This is a genomic window from Streptomyces davaonensis JCM 4913 (assembly GCF_000349325.1).
Classification (GTDB): domain Bacteria; phylum Actinomycetota; class Actinomycetes; order Streptomycetales; family Streptomycetaceae; genus Streptomyces; species Streptomyces davaonensis.
Genome location: NC_020504.1, coordinates 6,126,863 through 6,143,066, shown reverse-complemented (window position 1 = coordinate 6,143,066; position 16,204 = coordinate 6,126,863). Strand labels below are relative to the sequence as shown.

13 protein-coding genes and 1 pseudogene are annotated in these 16,204 nt (G+C 70.7%); 6 read left to right on the top strand and 8 right to left on the bottom strand.

Annotated elements, in window-relative coordinates; translation table 11 throughout:
• Window positions 1-43 precede the first annotated feature (43 nt).
• Window positions 44-1,162: a YncE family protein gene (locus tag BN159_RS27275; protein ID WP_015660232.1), complete on the top strand. Its 1,119-nt coding sequence runs from the start codon at window positions 44-46 to the stop codon at window positions 1,160-1,162.
• On the opposite strand, the gene BN159_RS27270 is transcribed toward BN159_RS27275, so the two are convergent.
• Both BN159_RS27270 and BN159_RS27265 read right to left on the bottom strand, forming a co-directional pair.
• The gene (locus BN159_RS27270; protein WP_015660231.1) at window positions 1,159-2,178 is read right to left on the bottom strand and encodes an esterase-like activity of phytase family protein; all 1,020 of its coding nucleotides are present in this window, start codon (window positions 2,176-2,178) and stop codon (window positions 1,159-1,161) included. The genes BN159_RS27275 and BN159_RS27270 overlap by 4 nt on opposite strands.
• Before the next feature lie 48 nt (window positions 2,179-2,226).
• A complete protein-coding gene (locus tag BN159_RS27265) occupies window positions 2,227-3,066 on the bottom strand; it encodes a serine hydrolase (protein ID WP_015660230.1) in 840 nt (279 codons plus the stop codon).
• Between the two features lie 248 nt (window positions 3,067-3,314).
• Between BN159_RS27265 and BN159_RS27260 the strand changes: the two genes are divergently transcribed.
• Complete coding sequence (locus tag BN159_RS27260) at window positions 3,315-4,115, top strand: endonuclease I family protein (RefSeq protein ID WP_015660229.1); 801 nt, start codon at window positions 3,315-3,317, stop codon at window positions 4,113-4,115.
• Between the two features lie 141 nt (window positions 4,116-4,256).
• Window positions 4,257-4,883 (top strand): annotated as a pseudogene (locus BN159_RS47170) (MmyB family transcriptional regulator); the annotation flags it as partial.
• Window positions 4,884-5,059: 176 nt separating this feature from the next.
• On the opposite strand, the gene BN159_RS47165 reads toward BN159_RS47170, so the two are convergent.
• From BN159_RS47165 to BN159_RS27240, 3 genes are read right to left on the bottom strand one after another with little or no spacing between them, the layout of a single operon-like run.
• Window positions 5,060-6,754 carry a thiamine pyrophosphate-binding protein gene (locus BN159_RS47165; protein ID WP_015660227.1) on the bottom strand — a complete coding sequence of 565 codons (1,695 nt, stop codon included), beginning with the start codon at window positions 6,752-6,754 and terminating at the stop codon, window positions 5,060-5,062.
• Complete coding sequence (gene speB, locus BN159_RS27245) at window positions 6,751-7,719, bottom strand: agmatinase (protein WP_015660226.1); 969 nt, start codon at window positions 7,717-7,719, stop codon at window positions 6,751-6,753. The genes BN159_RS47165 and speB overlap by 4 nt, the downstream gene beginning before the upstream one ends.
• A gap of 56 nt (window positions 7,720-7,775) precedes the next feature.
• Window positions 7,776-9,248, bottom strand: coding sequence for a sodium:solute symporter (locus tag BN159_RS27240; protein WP_015660225.1), 1,473 nt, complete (start codon window positions 9,246-9,248; stop codon window positions 7,776-7,778).
• Between the two features lie 128 nt (window positions 9,249-9,376).
• On the opposite strand from BN159_RS27240, the gene BN159_RS27235 reads away from it, so the two are divergent.
• Window positions 9,377-10,861, top strand: coding sequence for a PucR family transcriptional regulator (locus BN159_RS27235; RefSeq protein WP_015660224.1), 1,485 nt, complete (start codon window positions 9,377-9,379; stop codon window positions 10,859-10,861).
• Window positions 10,862-10,951: 90 nt separating this feature from the next.
• The gene (locus BN159_RS27230; RefSeq protein ID WP_041821939.1) at window positions 10,952-11,740 is read left to right on the top strand and encodes a phosphatase; all 789 of its coding nucleotides are present in this window, start codon (window positions 10,952-10,954) and stop codon (window positions 11,738-11,740) included.
• Here BN159_RS27230 and tesB read toward each other — a convergent pair whose 3' ends face one another.
• From tesB to BN159_RS27215, 3 genes are all read right to left on the bottom strand, one after another.
• Window positions 11,741-12,610 carry an acyl-CoA thioesterase II gene (tesB, locus tag BN159_RS27225; RefSeq protein ID WP_015660222.1) on the bottom strand — a complete coding sequence of 290 codons (870 nt, stop codon included), beginning with the start codon at window positions 12,608-12,610 and terminating at the stop codon, window positions 11,741-11,743.
• A gap of 36 nt (window positions 12,611-12,646) precedes the next feature.
• Window positions 12,647-13,804: an acyl-CoA dehydrogenase family protein gene (locus tag BN159_RS27220; RefSeq protein WP_015660221.1), complete on the bottom strand. Its 1,158-nt coding sequence runs from the start codon at window positions 13,802-13,804 to the stop codon at window positions 12,647-12,649.
• Between the two features lie 97 nt (window positions 13,805-13,901).
• Entirely contained in the window at window positions 13,902-14,495 is a 594-nt protein-coding gene (locus BN159_RS27215; RefSeq protein WP_015660220.1) for an SACE_7040 family transcriptional regulator, read from the bottom strand.
• 87 nt (window positions 14,496-14,582) lie between these two features.
• On the opposite strand from BN159_RS27215, the gene BN159_RS27210 reads away from it, so the two are divergent.
• Entirely contained in the window at window positions 14,583-16,199 is a 1,617-nt protein-coding gene (locus tag BN159_RS27210; protein ID WP_015660219.1) for a carboxyl transferase domain-containing protein, read from the top strand.
• The last annotated feature ends 5 nt before the right edge of the window (window positions 16,200-16,204 follow it).

Below are 16,204 nucleotides of genomic sequence, written 5' to 3'. Positions count from 1 at the left end.
CGTTTCCCGCAGGCACGACCGTAGGCACGACCGGAGGCACGAAATGCCCGCGCTGCGCACCACCGTCCTGGCCCTCGCCGCCGCGGCCGTCCTGCTCACCGCCTGCGACACGACCCCGGCCCCGTCCGCGTCCACCGAACCCACCACCCGCCAGCCCACCGGGAGTGCCCGCATGCCGACGTCCGCCCCGAACACCACCCTCCTCGTCACCGACTTCGGTGCCGACACGGTCACCTTCGTCGACCCCGCCGAGGGCCCGCTCGGCTCGGTACGGGTCGGCACCGCCCCCTACGGGCTCGTCGTAGGGGAGGACGGCCGCGCCTGGGTCGCCACGGCGGAGGGCGTCGCGGTGGTGGACACCCGCACGCGTGAACGCCTCGCGCTGATCCCGTACGAGACGCCGGACCTCGGCGAACCCACCTACGGCGAGTACCGCGGCGGCGGCATGGGCATCGCCCTCGCGCCGGACGGCGGCACGGTGTACGTCGGTGTCAACGTGCCCGGCGGCAACGGGACGTTGGAGGCCATCGACACCCGCACCCTGAAGGTCACCGGCACCGCGCACACCGGGCGCCGCCCCTTCGACGTGGACGTCTCCCCGGACGGCCGGCACGTCTACGCCACCGGCCACGACTCCTTCGACGTCACCGTCGTCGACACCGCGACTCTCGGGACCCGGCGCGTGGAGGTGGCCCCCTACGGCACCGAAGGCGGCCTGGGCTCCTGGCTGAAGCCGCACTACGCGGCCGTACGCCCCTCCGACGGGCGGCTGTTGCTGCCGTTCGAGGGCGAGAAACTGGTCGTCCTCGACCCGGAGACGGGGCGCTCGACGGTGGAGCGCATGACGGCGAACACGCACCAGCACGGCGTGAGCGTGCTGGCCGACGGCACCCTCCTCGTCGTGGGCACCGGCCCGATCGACCCGGCGCAGGACGAGGGGCCCTCCCTGACCGTCCGTCGGCCGGACGGCCAGGAGAAGGTGATCCCGCTCGACGGTCCCCATGAGGACGTCGTCGCGGTGGGCCGTACGGCCTATGTGACCGGTGGCTTCACGCGGGACGGCTACTGGGACGGACTGACGGTGGTCGACCTCGACACGGGCGAGACCCGCCGACTGGCGGCGGGGCAGCGGCCGTTGGGGATCGCCGTACTGTCGCGCTAGACCCGGACCCTGAGGTAGTAGAACCGGGTCGTCTGGCTGGGGTTCTGGTTGTCGTCGCTGGCCAGCAGGACCTTCAGCGCCCCGCTCTCCGTACGGCCGGTGACCGTCATCGCCTCGATGTTGTCGAGGAGCGGGTTCGGCTGCGGCTGCTTGGCGGTCGCGCCGAGGTCCGGGCAGGCGGCGATGTCGGCGAGAAGGGTCTTGCGGATCAGCCGTACCTCTGGCTGGCCGGTGAGGTACTCGACCGCGCTCGTGTCGCTCGCCCGGCGCGGGTCGGCCAGGTAGAGGCGGACGGTGTTGCCGACGCCCGAGGTGAAGCCGCGCTCCAGGACGAGCAGGCGCCCGTCGGGCAGCGCGGTGGCCTCCGGGACACCGAGGCCGGTGTCGGCGCGGTAGGCGTACTGGGCGGCGAGTTCGTACGAGCCCTTGTGTCGGTGCCAGGTCTGGAGGCGGACGATGCCCGCCGTGTCACCGGAGAGCGCGTACTCCATCGCCGCCAGCAGTCCGCCGCGGAAGGCGGTCAGGCCCTCGAAGGTGCCGTTGGAGACGGCCCGCCCGGCCGGGGCGACCCGGAGCGCGTCCGGCACCGGGAGCCGGTCGAGGACACGGCCGTCGGCGGCGTAACGCCGGACGGCCGGTTCGCCCTCGGAGCTGATCAGCCGGGTGCCGTCCCGGTCGACGACCAGGCCCTCGGAGTCCAGCGCCGCGCCGCTCTCGTCGGCGAGCGGGACGACCGAGCGCGGCGCGAGCGTCCGGCCGTCCAGCGAGAACAGGGCCGACCGGTCGGACACGGCCGCGAGGGAGCCGTCGCGGTCCACCGCGAGCGCGGAGAAGTTGCCCACGAACGTGCCCTGGTACGTCGTCTTGTCGAGCGCGTCGGAGAAGCGGTCGATGGAGACGGACGGCGAACAGGCGTGGCCCTGAGGGCTGTTGGCGTAGGACGGACCGGCGGCGGTCAGACAGGTGGCCGCCGCCAGGGCCGCGGTGGCGGCGGCGAGTACGGATCGCATGCGCATGGACGTCACCGTAGGGCGGGCCGGTGAAGCGCGGGAGACCGCCAGGCGTCAACTCGCCGTGAGATCGCGGTGGATGACCTTGGCGACGCCCTGGATGGTGGTGATGCCGTAGTTCATGGTGCTGTTGCCGTGGGTCAGCACCGAGATCATGTAGTCGTGGCCGCCGCCCTTGAAGGTGCCGACGCTGTGCACCCGCCAGCCGTAGGTGGCCCGCTCCAGCCAGCCGTTCTTGACGTGCACGATGACGTCGGAGGGCGCCCCGTACGGCGTGCCCCAGCGCTGGGAGGAGACCACGTCGCCCATCAGCTTGCGGATGTACCAGCGGGAGTCGTCGGTGAGCACCGTGTTCTTGGCGGTGAGGAGCTTCATCAGCTTCTGCTGGTCGGTGACGGTGATCTGGGTCAGGCCCCAGTAGCCGTTGGCGCCCGGCGTGGTCTGCGTCATCGCGGCGGCGGCGAGGAAGTTCTTCACCTTGGTGACGCCGAGCTGCTTCCACAGGGTGGTGGTGGAGGCGTTGTCCGACTTTGTGATCATGGCCGTGGCGAGGGTCTTCTCCCGGCTGGTGAGGGCCCGGCCGGTCTTCTGCGCGTCCCACAGCAGGGTGGCGAGGACGGTGACCTTCACGACGCTGGCGGAGTCGAAGGCGGTGGACGGGCGCAGCGTGCAGGTGGTCTTGGTGACCCGGTCGTAGACCCCGACGGCGATGGTTCCCTTACGGGTCGCCAGCGCGGCGGTGATGTCCTTCTTCAGCTTGTCGGCGAGCCCGGCCTTGGCGGACGTACAACTGACGGTGGGCGTCGCGGCGCTCGCGGGTGTGACGGCGGCCACAGAGGCGACGAGCACGCCGCCCGCCACCCATCTGGCACGTCTGGATATCCGGTGAGTCATGCCCTGTTGACTCACGAGTCCGCGGCAATGGTTGTAGGCGTTGCGGAAGGGTTGTACGAGCCGTTACCTGACCCGCTACCTCCCCGCCCGGCCTGCGGTCGTTCTCACGTGTCAACTCGCGTGGACAACGGCCGATTTGCCGTTTCAGGTCACCCAATGGACACGCGAAGTCCATTTACACAGCCGCATGTGCATGTCACTCTCCCTGGTGCCGCCTTCAATCAACCCGCGTAGATCGGACTCCCCACATGCTGGCGACACGCATACCCCGCTGGAAGGCGGTGGCCCTCGCCACCGCCACGGTCCTGGTCGGGCTCAGTGCCCCCGCTCTCACCGCGACCCCCGCCGCGGCCACCACGACCGCCTATGACAGCACGTACTACAAGAACGCGATCGGCAAGTCCGGCACCAGCCTGAAGAGCGCGCTGCACACGATCATCTCTCCGCAGACCAAGCTGTCGTACTCCGCGGTCTGGGAGGCGCTGAAGGTCACGGACCAGGACCCGAACAACAGCAACAACGTCAAGCTGCTGTACTCGGGCATCTCCCGCAGCAAGTCGCTGAACGGCGGCGACTCCGGCGACTGGAACCGTGAGCACGTCTGGGCGCAGTCCCACGGCGACTTCGGCACCTCGGCCGGTCCGGGCACCGACCTGCACCACCTGCGCCCGGAGGACGTGACGGTCAACTCCATCCGCGGCAACAAGGACTTCGACAACGGCGGCAGCAGCTTCACCAACTCCGGTGGCAGCCTGACCGACTCCAACTCCTTCGAGCCCCGCGACGCCGTCAAGGGCGACGTGGCCCGCATGATCCTCTACATGGCCGTCCGCTACGAGGGCGACGACAGCTGGCCCAACCTGGAGGCCAACGACTCCATCAACGGCAGCGTGCCCTACCACGGCCGCCTCTCGGTCCTGAAGGCCTGGAACGACGAGGACCCGCCGGACGCCTTCGAGGAGCGCCGCAACAACGTCATCTACTCCAACTACCAGGGCAACCGGAACCCGTTCATCGACCACCCGGAGTGGGTCGAGGCGATCTGGTAGTCACGCGGCACCTCCGTACCCCGCACAAGGGCTCCCCAGTCACCCTCGTGCGGGGTACGTCGCTCCGGCCGTTCCGTGACCGTTCCGACCAGGAGTCTCACCCGCGACGATCTCTCTTTCCACGTGCAGTTTTTGCAGATAATGCGACCCATGCGACTCAACACCGGCGACCGAGCGGCGCTGAAGAAGGTGCTTCAGGCGCGGCGGGCTGCCATCGACCCCGTCGCCAAGGGATTCCCGCGGCGTTCGGGCGGGCCCGGGCGGCGGGCCGTGGGGTTGAGTCAGGAGCAGATGGACGAGCTGCTGGCGCGCGCCCGGGGGACGTACAACCGGTTCGAGAACGGTCAACTCGTCCGGCCGGCCGCCGACTTCCTCACCGCGGTCGCGCGGACCCTGGAGTTCAGCGAGCAGGAATGGACCTTCCTGTGGCAGCTGACCCGCACGGAGAACCCGCCCCGCACGTTGCACGACAGCTCGGGAATGTCGCTGTCGGGGATGTGGCAGGGGCTGCTCGACCGGGTGAGCGGGGCGATCGCGTATGTGAGCAACGCGGAGTTCGACGTCGTCGCCCACAACGAGGACTACCGGCTGCTCTTCCCCGAAGGACACGCCCCGGCCAACATCATGCGCGGTCTGCTCCTGGACCCCGAGATACGCACCGGAACACTGCGGGACTGGCCGACCGCCTGGGCCCCGGCCGTCATGCCGTTCCTCAAGCAGGCCGTGGCGCTCCGCCCGGGGAGCACCGGGCTCGCCGCGCTCGAACGGGACGTCCTCGCCGACCCGTTGGCCGGGCCGCTCTACCGCGCCTCCGCCTCCGTGCCCCTCCCGCACGTCGACGGCTCGGAGCTGCCCGTCCACCACGCCGTCCACGGCCCCGGCCGGCTGGCCACCTGTCTGGCCGAGCCGATCGTCGCACCCGGGGCCCGGATCAACCTCAGCTTCTACCGCTCCGAGGTCAGGTGTGTGGGTGCGAACATCCGCAGCACCGCCGGGAGTACGACGACGGAGGGCCCCGGCGCCGCCAGCGCCTTCGCCAGGTCCGCCGCCAGCGTCTCCGGCGTCGTACGCACCCCGGGCACGCCGAAGGACTCGGCCAGGGCCACATAGTCCGGGCGGGTCAGTTCGGTCGCCGTGGGCTGCCCGAAGGCGTCCGTCATGTACTCGCGCAGGATGCCGTAGCCGCCGTCGTCGATGATCAGCCAGGTGACGTTCAGGTCGTACTGGCGGGCCGTCGCCAGTTCCGCGATGGAGTACAGCGCGCCCCCGTCGCCGGAGACCGCCAGCACCGGCCGGGTCGGGTCGGCCGCCGCCGCGCCGAGCGCCGCGGGGAAGCCGTAGCCGAGGCCGCCGGCGCCCTGGGCGGAGTGCATGTGGTTCGGGCCCTTGGCGTCGAAGGCGGACCAGGCCCAGTACGCCAGGATCGTCATGTCCCAGAAGGAGGGCGAGTCGGCGGGCAGGGCCCCCCGGACCGACGCCAACACGTCCTGCTCCAGGGTGAGTTCCTGGGACGCGATGCGTTCCTTCACACGGGACAGCACGTCCCGGACCCGCTCCGGCGCCGAGTCGTCCGTACGCCTCTCCACCGTCTCCAGCAGCGCCTGAAGCGCGAGCCGGGCGTCCGCGTGGATGCCGAGCGCGGGGTGGTTGGACTCCAGCTTCCCGAGGTCCGCCTCGATCTGGACGACCCGGCCGCGCGGCTTGAACGTGTGGTAGTTGGAGGAGAGTTCACCCAGACCGGAGCCCACCACCAGCAGGACGTCCGCGTCCTCCAGGAAGTCCGTGGTGTACCGGTCCTCCAGCCACGACTGGAGGGACAGCGGATGCGTCCACGGGAACGCGCCCTTGCCACCGGGGGTGGTGACGACCGGCGCCTGGAGCAGCTCGGCGAGCTGCCGGAGCTTGCCGCTGGCGTCCGCCCGTACGACCCCGCCGCCCGCGATGATCGCCGGGCGCTCGGCCCTGGAGAGCAAGTCGGCGGCCACCGCGGTCAGTTCGGGACGCGGAGGGAGCTCTTCGGGGAAGGCGTCGCCGCCCGTCACCACCGGGAGCGAGGTTTCGGCGAGCAGCACGTCCTGCGGGATCTCCACCCACACCGGGCCGTGCGGGGCGGTCAGCGCCGACTTCCAGGCCGCCGCGACGGCGGACGGGATCTGCGACTGCGTACGGACGGTGTGCACGGACTTCACCACGCCCCGGAACGAGGCCGACTGGTCGGGGAGTTCGTGCAGATAGCCGTGCCTGCCGCCGCCCAGGCCCGCTGTCGGAACCTGGCTGCTGATCGCCAGCACCGGTGCCGACGCGGCGGCCGCCTCCTGGAGCGCGGCCAGCGAGGTCAGCGCGCCGGGTCCGGTCGACAGCAGCAGCGGGGCCGCCTCACCGGTGATCCGGCCGTACGCGTCCGCCGCGAACCCGGCGTTGTTCTCCACCCGCAGCCCGATGTAGCGCAGATCGCTGCGGCGCAGTGCGTCGAACATGCCGAGGGCGTGCTGGCCGGGCAGGCCGAAGACGGTGGTCGCGCCGAGCCCGGCCAGTGTCTCCACGACCAGGTCTCCGCCGTTGCGGCCGGGGGGAGGATTCAGCGCGGCCTCCGTCTGGGCGGCGGTGGGGCGGAGCACCAGGTCGTGGTCGTGAGTCACTTCGCGCGGGCCTCTGCAATCTGGCGGGACATGATCGTGGTGAGTTCGTACGCCGTGTGGGACGCGGCCACCGACGTGATCTCGGCGTGATCGTACGCGGGCGCCACCTCGACGACGTCGGCCGAGACGAGGTTGCACGAGGCGAGTCCGCGCAGGATCTCCAGCAGCTCGCGGGAGGTCATGCCGCCCGCTTCCGGGGTGCCGGTGCCGGGCGCGTGCGCCGGGTCCAGGCAGTCGATGTCGATGGAGATGTACAGCGGCCGGTCGCCGATGCGCTGCCGCAGCTGGTCGGCGACCTCGTCGGCGCCCCGGCGGGAGATGTCCGCCGAGGTGACGATGCCGAAGCCCATCTTCTCGTCGTCGGTGAGGTCCTGCTTGCCGTACAGCGGGCCGCGCGTGCCGACGTGGGAGAGGGCGGAGGTGTCGAGGATGCCCTCCTCCACCGCGCGCCGGAAGGGCGTGCCGTGGGTGTACTCCGCACCGAAGTACGTGTCCCAGGTGTCCAGGTGGGCGTCGAAGTGGAGCAGGGCGACCGGGCCGTGCTTCTTCGCGACGCTCCGGAGCAGGGGCAGCGCGATGGTGTGGTCGCCACCCAGGGTCATCAGCCGGGCGCCGGTGCCGAGCAGGTCGTCGGCGGCGGCCTCGATGGTCTCGACGGCCTCGTTGATGTTGAACGGGTTCACGGCGATGTCGCCGCCGTCCGCCACCTGGGCCAGCGCGAACGGCGAGGCGTCCTGCGCGGGGTTGTAGGGGCGCAGCAGCCGGGACGCCTCACGGATGGCGTTGCCGCCGAAGCGGGCGCCCGGCCGGTACGAGACGCCCGAGTCGAAGGGCACGCCGACCACGGCGACATCCGCGGTGCCGACCTCGTCCAGGCGCGGCAGCCGGGCGAAGGTCGCGGGTCCGGCGTAGCGCGGGATGCGCGAGGAGTCGACGGGGCCGCGGGGCGTCTCGTTGCTGCTCATGGGGATATGCCTTCTTTCCTACGCTTCATCGCGTATATACATCTTTGGCTACGACTCTACTGGGGAGCCGGGACCGGTTCGGACGCGAGTTCGGGCTCGGGGTCGGGCACCTGTCCGGCGAGGCGCTCCCGCCAGGCGGCGAGGACGGCCGCGTCGGTGGGCTTCGTCACCAAGGAGACGGCGACGTAGGCCGCAAGGGAAGACAGCAGGCCGTAGTAGACGGGTTCATTGGCGAGGATTCCGTACGTCGCCATCAGGCCGACGACCGCGAGTCCGCCGACGACCACCGAGGCGAGGGCGCCCTGCGCGGTGCCGCGCTTCCACAGCAGCCCGCCGAGGATCGGCACGAGCAGTCCGCCGACGAGGAGGTTGTAGGCGACGGTCAGCGCCTCGACGACGTTGTTCAGCGCGATGGCCGTGACGATGACCCCGACGCCCATGATCAGGATGAAGACGCGGTTGCCCTTGACCTCGTCGTGCGCGTCCTCGGTCTTGTGCACGATCCCCCGCAGCCGCGACCAGATGTCGTTGTTGGCGACGGTGGCGCAGGCGATCAGCGCGCCGGAGGAGGTCGACATCACGGCGGCGAGGGCGGCGGCCAGCACCAATCCCCGCACGCCGACGGGGAGTTCGTCCTTCACGATGGTGGCGAAGGCATCGTCCGCGCTGGCCAGGTTCGGGTAGAGGACCTTGGCGGCGGTACCGATGACGGCGCCGGCGAGGGCGTAGGCGAGACAGTAGGTCCCGGCCACCGTGCCGCCCCACTTGGCGGTCTTGTCGCTGCGCGCGGTGAAGACGCGCTGCCAGATGTCCTGGCCGATGAGCATGCCGAACGTATAGATGAGCACGTAGGTGAAGATCGTCTCGCCGCCGATGCCCAGCGGGTCGAAGTACTCGGTGGGCAACTGGGCCTTCATCTCACTGAACCCACCGGCCTTGACGACGGCGATGGGCAGGAGCAGCAGAAGCACCCCGATGGTCTTCACCACGAACTGCACCATGTCGGTGAGGGTGATCGACCACATGCCGCCGAGCGTGGAGTAGGCGACGACGATCGAGCCGCCGAGGACGATCGCGAGGGTGCGGTTCATGTCGAACAGCACGTCGAAGATGGTGGCGTAGGCGATCGTCGAGGTGACGGCGAGCATGAGGGTGTACGCCCACATGACCAGGCCGGAGATCACACCCGCCCGGCCGCCGTACCGCAGATCGAGCATCTCGGAGACGGTGTAGACCTTGAGCCGGGCGATCCGGGCGGAGAAGAACACGGACAGGGCGAGCAGCCCGAGCCCGATGGTGAAGACCATCCAGGCCCCGGAGAGCCCGTACTGGTACCCGAGCCCCACACCACCGATGGTGGAAGCGCCGCCGAGGACGATCGCGGCCATGGTCCCGGAGTACATGGCGGGACCGAGCCGCCGCCCGGCGACCAGGAACTCGCTCTTGGACCTGGCACGGCGCATGCCCCACCACCCCATGGCGAGCATGCCGACCAGATAGACGACGATCACTGTGTAGTCGACGGCCATGTGGGCCTCCTTCGCAACACTCCCGTACCTGCGGCTGACGATCTGGACCGACCCTAGGTGGCCGGAAAGCGACTGCGAAGTGTACGTTTCATCCATTCAGGTTGTACGGAGTGGAGAGATCGCACACCATGCCGGACCCGTCCGTCCCACCCACCCCACCGGTCCCGCTGTCGGCGCTGCTGGCCCGGGAGGACCTGGGCCTGCACCAGATCGCGGGCCCGACCGATCCGGACATCGTGATCCACTGGGCGCACACCTCCGAGATGGCGGACCCGTATCCGTACCTGCTGGGCGGCGAGCTGCTCCTGTCGGCGGGCGTCCACATCCCCGATGCGGCGGGCACGGGCACGTATTTCGACGACTACGTCTCCCGCATCGTCGCGGCAGGCGGCGCCGCCCTCGGCTTCGGCCTGGCCCCGGTCCACGACACGGTGCCTCGCGCCCTGGTGGCGGCCTGCGACACCTACGGCCTCCCCCTGCTGGAGGTCCCACCCCAAACCACGTTCTCTGGCATCGCCAGAGCCGTCTGGCAACTCATGGCCCAGGCCCGCCTGGCAGAACTCCGCCGTGTGACGGAAGCCCAGCAGAGCCTGGCAGCGGCGGCGTCCCGCCCGGATCCTGTCCCGTCGGTACTGCGGCAACTGGCTCAGCGGGTCGGGGGGTGGGCGGTGCTGTTCGGCCCGGACGGCGGGGAGATCGCGGAGGCGGGACGGGCGCCGACGACCGAGGCACGGAAGGCGCTGGCGGACCTCAGCGGCGTGGTCGCACCTGCCGTAGCTGCCAGCAGTCGTGCCGCCGGGCCAGCGCCCACCTCAGCCACAGACACGGTCGCGGACACCCACCTCGCCACCTACGCCCTGAGCCCGGGACACGGCTTCGTCCTGGGCGTGGCGGCAACGCACCGCGACCCCGCCAACCACGCCATCGCCTCGGTCGCCGCCGTACTCCTCTCCCTCCTCACCGGAGAACAGCAGAGCGGCACAGGAGCAGCTCGCACCTCCGCCCTCGTCCGCCTCCTCCTGGGCGCCGCCCCCCAGGACGTCGCCCCCCTCCTCGGCACCGGCGAGTCCCTGGTCGTACACGCCCGCCCCGACACCCCCACCACCCCCGACCCCGTAGCCGCCTCCGCCCTGGGCACCGCCCTCGGCTCCCCCCTGGTCGACCTGGCGAAGGACGTCGTACGCGTCCTGGTCCCCGCCGACCGCACCCCCACCCCCCAGCCCGGCTGGACCCTGGGCGTCAGCGACCCCGTAGCCCCCGCCGACTGGCCCGCCGCCGACACCCGCGCCGCCCGCGCACTCGCCCGCGCCCGAGCCACCCGCACTGCCCTGGTCCGCCACGGCACCCGCCCCGGCCTCGCCGACCTCGTCCCGCACGACGAGGCAGAAGCTCACGCCCGCGCACTCCTCCAACCCATCGCCCACGCCCCCGCGCTGACCGAGACCCTCCGCACCTGGCTGTCCCTGCACGGCAGTTGGGACCGCACCGCCGTCGCCCTCGCCGTGCACCGCAACACCGTCCGCCAGCGCATCGCCCGTTGCGCGGCCCTTCTCGACACCGACCTGGACGACCCGGACGTACGCATGGAGCTGTGGTTCGCCCTGCGCCGGTGACCCACAGTCCGTGACCCCCGGTCAGTGACCCACGTCCCAGCGGCCGGGACACCCCGCGCGCCGCCAGGACTCTGCCTCACAATGGGACACATGCCGATACCCGGGACACCCAGCCGCGCCGAGCTCGTCGAACACCTCGTCAGAACCCGTATCGCGGGCGACGTAGCCACTCCCCGCGAGAACAACCTCTCCCATTACCGCAAGCTGGCGAACGGCGACCGGAACTTCTGGCTCGGTCTGGAGCTGGGTGACCGCTGGACCGACGAGCAGGACGTCCTCGCGGTGATGGCCGAGCGCGTCGGCGTGAACGACGATCCCGAGTACCGCTACGGCCAGGACACCATCGACCCGGAGCTGACCGTCGCCGGCCTGGAGCGGATGGCCGGCCGGCTGCGCAAGGCGGCCGACGGCGGCCAGCGGGTGCTGTTCGCCACCGGCCACCCCGGCGGCCTGCTCGACGTGCATCGCGCGACCGCCGCCGCCCTGCGCACGGCCGGCTGCGACATCGTGGTGATCCCGGACGGGCTCCAGACGGACGAGGGCTACGTCATGCAGTTCGCGGACGTGGCGGTGCTGGAGCACGGCGCGACCCTGTGGCACACCCACTCGGGCGAGCCGATGAAGGCGATCCTCACCGCGCTGGAGCGGCTCGGCGACCCGCTGCCCGACCTGGTCGTCGCCGACCACGGCTGGGCGGGGTACGCCGGTCAGCACGGCGTCGACTCGGTCGGCTACGCGGACTCCAACGACCCGGCCCTCTTCCTCGCCGAGTCCGAGGGGACCGTCCAGGTGACGGTCCCGCTCGACGACCACGTGGTCAGCCCCCGCTACTACGACGCGATGACCGCGTATCTGCTGGCGGAGGCGGGACTTTCCTGATCAGGCCCGGGGAGCCCGGACCACGCCCTCCTGGATCACGGAGATCGCCAGCCGGCCGTCCTGGGTGTAGATCCGGGCCTGGCCCAGGCCCCGGCCGCCGGAGGCCGACGGGGACTGCTGGTCGTACAGCAGCCACTCGTCGGCGCGGAACGGGCGGTGGAACCACATCGCGTGGTCCAGCGAGGCGCCGACGACATCGCCGACGGCCCAGCCGCCCCGGCCGTGCGCGAGCAGCACCGAGTCCAGCAGGGTCATGTCGGAGACGTAGGTGGCGAGGACGACGTGCAGCAGCGGGTCGTCGCCGAGCTTGCCGTTGGTGCGGAACCAGACCTGGGAGTGCGGCTCGCGCGGCTCGCCGAACTTGCCGTACGGGGGTTCGTCGACGTAGCGCACGTCCACGGCGGCGCGTGCCTCCAGGAACCGGTCCACCACGGCGCGGTCGAGATGGCCGTAGGCGCGCAGCCGCTCCTCGGAGGTGGGGAGCGTTGCCGGGTCCGGCGAGTCGGGCATCGGCTCCTGGTGCTCGAAGCCCTCCTCCGGCCGCTGGAAGGAGGCGGACAGCGCGAAGATCGGCTGCCCGTGCTGGACGGCGACCACCCGGCGGGCGGTGAATGAGCGGCCGTCGTTCATGCGGTCGACGGTGTAGACGATGGGCACGCCGGGGTCCCCGATGCGCAGGAAATACGCGTGCAGGGAGTGGGCGAGCCGGTCCTCGGGGACCGTCCGCCCGGCGGCGACCAGCGCCTGGGCCGCGACCTGTCCGCCGAAGACGCGCGGGACGACGGCGGACCGGGACTGGCCGCGGAAGATGTTCTCCTCGATCTGCTCCAGGTCGAGCAGATCGAGGAGATCCTGTAGTGCCTCGTTCATGGCAACTGGTTGTACCGGCCAGTCATTTCGGGGACCTTACAGGCCCATGTCCTTGGCGATGATCGACTTCATGATCTCGCTGGTGCCACCGTAGATGCGGTTCACGCGGTTGTCCGCGTAGAGGCGGGCGATCGGGTACTCGTTCATGAAGCCGTAGCCGCCGTGCAGCTGGAGGCAGCGGTCGATCACGCGGTGGGCGACCTCGGTGCAGAAGAGCTTCGCGGAGGCGGCCTCGGCGGGGGTTAGCTCACCGGCGTCCAGGGCCTCCAGGGCGCGGTCGGCGACGGCCTCGGCCGCGTCCACCTCGGCCTGGCAGGCGGCCAGCTCGAACTTGGTGTTCTGGAAGGCGGCGACGGGCTTGCCGAAGACGGTGCGCTCGGTGACGTACTGCTTGGCGAACCGCACGGCGGCCTTGGCCTGGGCGTAGGCGCCGTAGGCGATGCCCCAGCGCTCGGAGGCCAGGTTGTGGCCGAGGTAGTAGAAGCCCTTGTTCTCCTCGCCGAGGAGGTCCTCGACGGGCACCTTGACGTCGACGAAGGCGAGCTCGGCGGTGTCGCTGGTCCGCAGGCCCAGCTTGTCCAGCTTGCGGCCGATGGAGTAGCCCTCGGACTTGGTGTCCACGGCGAACAGGGAGATGCCGTGGCGGCGGTCCTCGGCGCTGGGCGCGTCGGTGCGGGCGCAGACGATCACGCGGTCGGCGTGCACGCCACCGGTGATGAAGGTCTTGGAGCCGTTGAGGACGTAGTGCGTGCCGTCCTCGGAGAGCTTGGCGGTGGTCTTCATGCCCGCGAGGTCGGAGCCGGTACCCGGCTCGGTCATCGCCAGCGCCCACATCTCCTCACCGGAGACGAACTTCGGCAGGAACCGCTTCTTCTGCTCGTCGGAGGCGAGCATCTTGATGTACGGCAGGCCGAGCAGCACGTGCACGCCGGAGCCGCCGAACTGCACACCGGCGCGGGCGGTCTCTTCGTACATCACCGCTTCGAACTTGTACGAGTCGATGCCGGCGCCGCCGAACTCCTCGTCCACGCGGATACCGAAGACGCCCAGCTCGGCGAGCTTGTAGTAGAAGTCGCGGGGCGCCTGGCCCGCCGCGAACCACTCGTCGTAGACCGGCACGACCTCGGCCTCGATGAAGGCGCGGATGGTCTCCCGGAACGCCTCATGGTCCTCGTTGAACACAGTACGGCGCACGGCCGCCACCTCCACCTGGCTATGTCTAAGCGCTTGCTCACTCAACCGTACCGGCGAGTATGAAGCGCCGTCCAGGGGATCGGCCCCGTAACGCTCATCACTCCCCCGCCGCCGCGAAGGCCCCCCTGGCCATCCGGTGCAACAGCTCCGACGTGGCCCCGCGGCCCGGCAGGGCGCCCGGGCGGCCGAGGTGCGGGGTGGAGTTCAGCAGGCCGAAGACCGAGTGGACCGCGGAGCGGGCGCTGGGTTCGGTGAGCGCCGGGTAGACCTTGCGGACCACGTCCACCCACAGCTCGACGTACTGCCGCTGGAGCTGGCGGACCAGCTTGCGGTCGCTGTCGCGCAGCCGGTCCAGCTCGCGGTCGTGCAGGGTGATCAGCGGGCGGTCGTCGAGCGCGAAGTCGATATGACCCTCGATGAGGGAGTCCAGGATCGCGCCGGGCCCCTCGCCGTCGGCCTCCGCCAGGCGCCGCTTGGCGCCCGTCAGCAGCTGGCCGCTGATGCCGACCAGCAGCTCCGCCAGCATCGCGTCCTTGCCCGGGAAGTGCCGGTAGAGGCCGGGGCCGCTGATACCGACGGCTGCGCCTATCTCGTCGACCCCCACGCCATGGAACCCGCGCTCGGCGAACAGCCGCGCGGCCTCCTTGAGGATCTGCTCACGACGGGTGGGTGCGTCGGTTCTGGTGCCCATGCGAGCAATTCTAGACAGGGAGGTTAGCGGTCGTTAACCTGAAGGAAATGCGTTAACGCTCATTAACAAGGGTGAGGGGACCGCAGGATGCACGAGGCACCCGAGCTGACGAGTGCGGCAGATCCCGCGTCGGAGGCCTGGAAGGCCCAGGAGGAAGCGCAGCTCGCGCTGGTCGAGGAGCTGCGCGGCAAGCTCGCCGCGGCCCGTCTGGGCGGCGGGGAGAAGGCGCGCGCACGGCACACCGCGCGCGGCAAGCTGCTGCCCCGGGACCGGGTGGACACCCTGCTCGACCCCGGCTCGCCCTTCCTGGAACTGGCGCCGCTGGCCGCCGACGGCATGTACGACGGACAGGCCCCCGCGGCCGGTGTCATCGCCGGGATCGGCCGGGTCAGCGGACGTGAGTGTGTGATCGTCGCCAATGACGCCACCGTCAAGGGCGGCACGTACTACCCGATGACGGTGAAGAAGCACCTGAGGGCCCAGGAAGTGGCCCTGGAGAACCGGCTGCCCTGTCTCTATCTCGTCGACTCCGGCGGCGCCTTCCTGCCCATGCAGGACGAGGTCTTCCCCGACCGTGAGCACTTCGGGCGGATCTTCTTCAACCAGGCCCGGATGTCCGGCGCGGGGATCCCGCAGATCGCGGCCGTCCTCGGGTCCTGCACGGCGGGCGGGGCGTACGTTCCCGCGATGAGCGACGAGGCCGTCATCGTCCGCAACCAGGGCACGATCTTCCTGGGCGGGCCTCCGCTGGTGAAGGCCGCCACCGGCGAGGTCGTCACCGCCGAGGAGCTGGGCGGCGGCGAGGTCCACTCCCGGGTCTCGGGCGTGACCGACCATCTCGCCGAGGACGACGCGCACGCCCTCAGGATCGTCCGCAACATCGTCGCCACGCTCCCCGCGCGCGGGCCGCTCCCCTGGCAGGTGGAGCCCGCCGCCGAGCCCAAGGTCGACCCCCACGGCCTCTACGGCGCCGTACCGGCCGACCCCCGCACCCCCTACGACGTCCGGGAGATCATCGCGCGCGTGGTCGACGGCTCCCGGTTCGCGGAGTTCAAGTCCGAGTTCGGGCAGACCCTGGTCACCGGCTTCGCCCGGATCCACGGCCACCCGGTCGGCATCGTCGCCAACAACGGCATCCTCTTCTCCGAGTCCGCCCAGAAGGGCGCCCACTTCATCGAGCTGTGCGACCAGCGCGGCATCCCGCTGGTGTTCCTCCAGAACATCTCCGGGTTCATGGTCGGCCGGGACTACGAGGCGGGCGGCATCGCCAAGCACGGCGCCAAGATGGTGACCGCGGTGGCCACCACGCGGGTACCGAAACTGACGGTCGTCGTCGGCGGTTCCTACGGCGCCGGGAACTACTCCATGTGCGGGCGGGCCTACTCGCCCCGCTTCCTGTGGATGTGGCCGGGCGCCAAGATCTCCGTCATGGGCGGCGAGCAGGCCTCCTCGGTCCTCGCCACGGTCAAGCGCGACCAGCTCGAAGCCCGCGGCGAACAGTGGCCCGCCGAGGAGGAAGAGGCCTTCAAGGCGCCGATTCGAGCGCAGTACGAGCGCCAGGGGAATGCCTATTACGCGACGGCCCGCCTCTGGGACGACGGTGTCATCGACCCGCTGGAGACCCGTCAGGTGCTGGGCCTGGCACTGACCGCCTGCGCGAACGCCCCGCTGGGTGACCCCCAGTTCGGCGTCTTCCGGATGTGAGGACC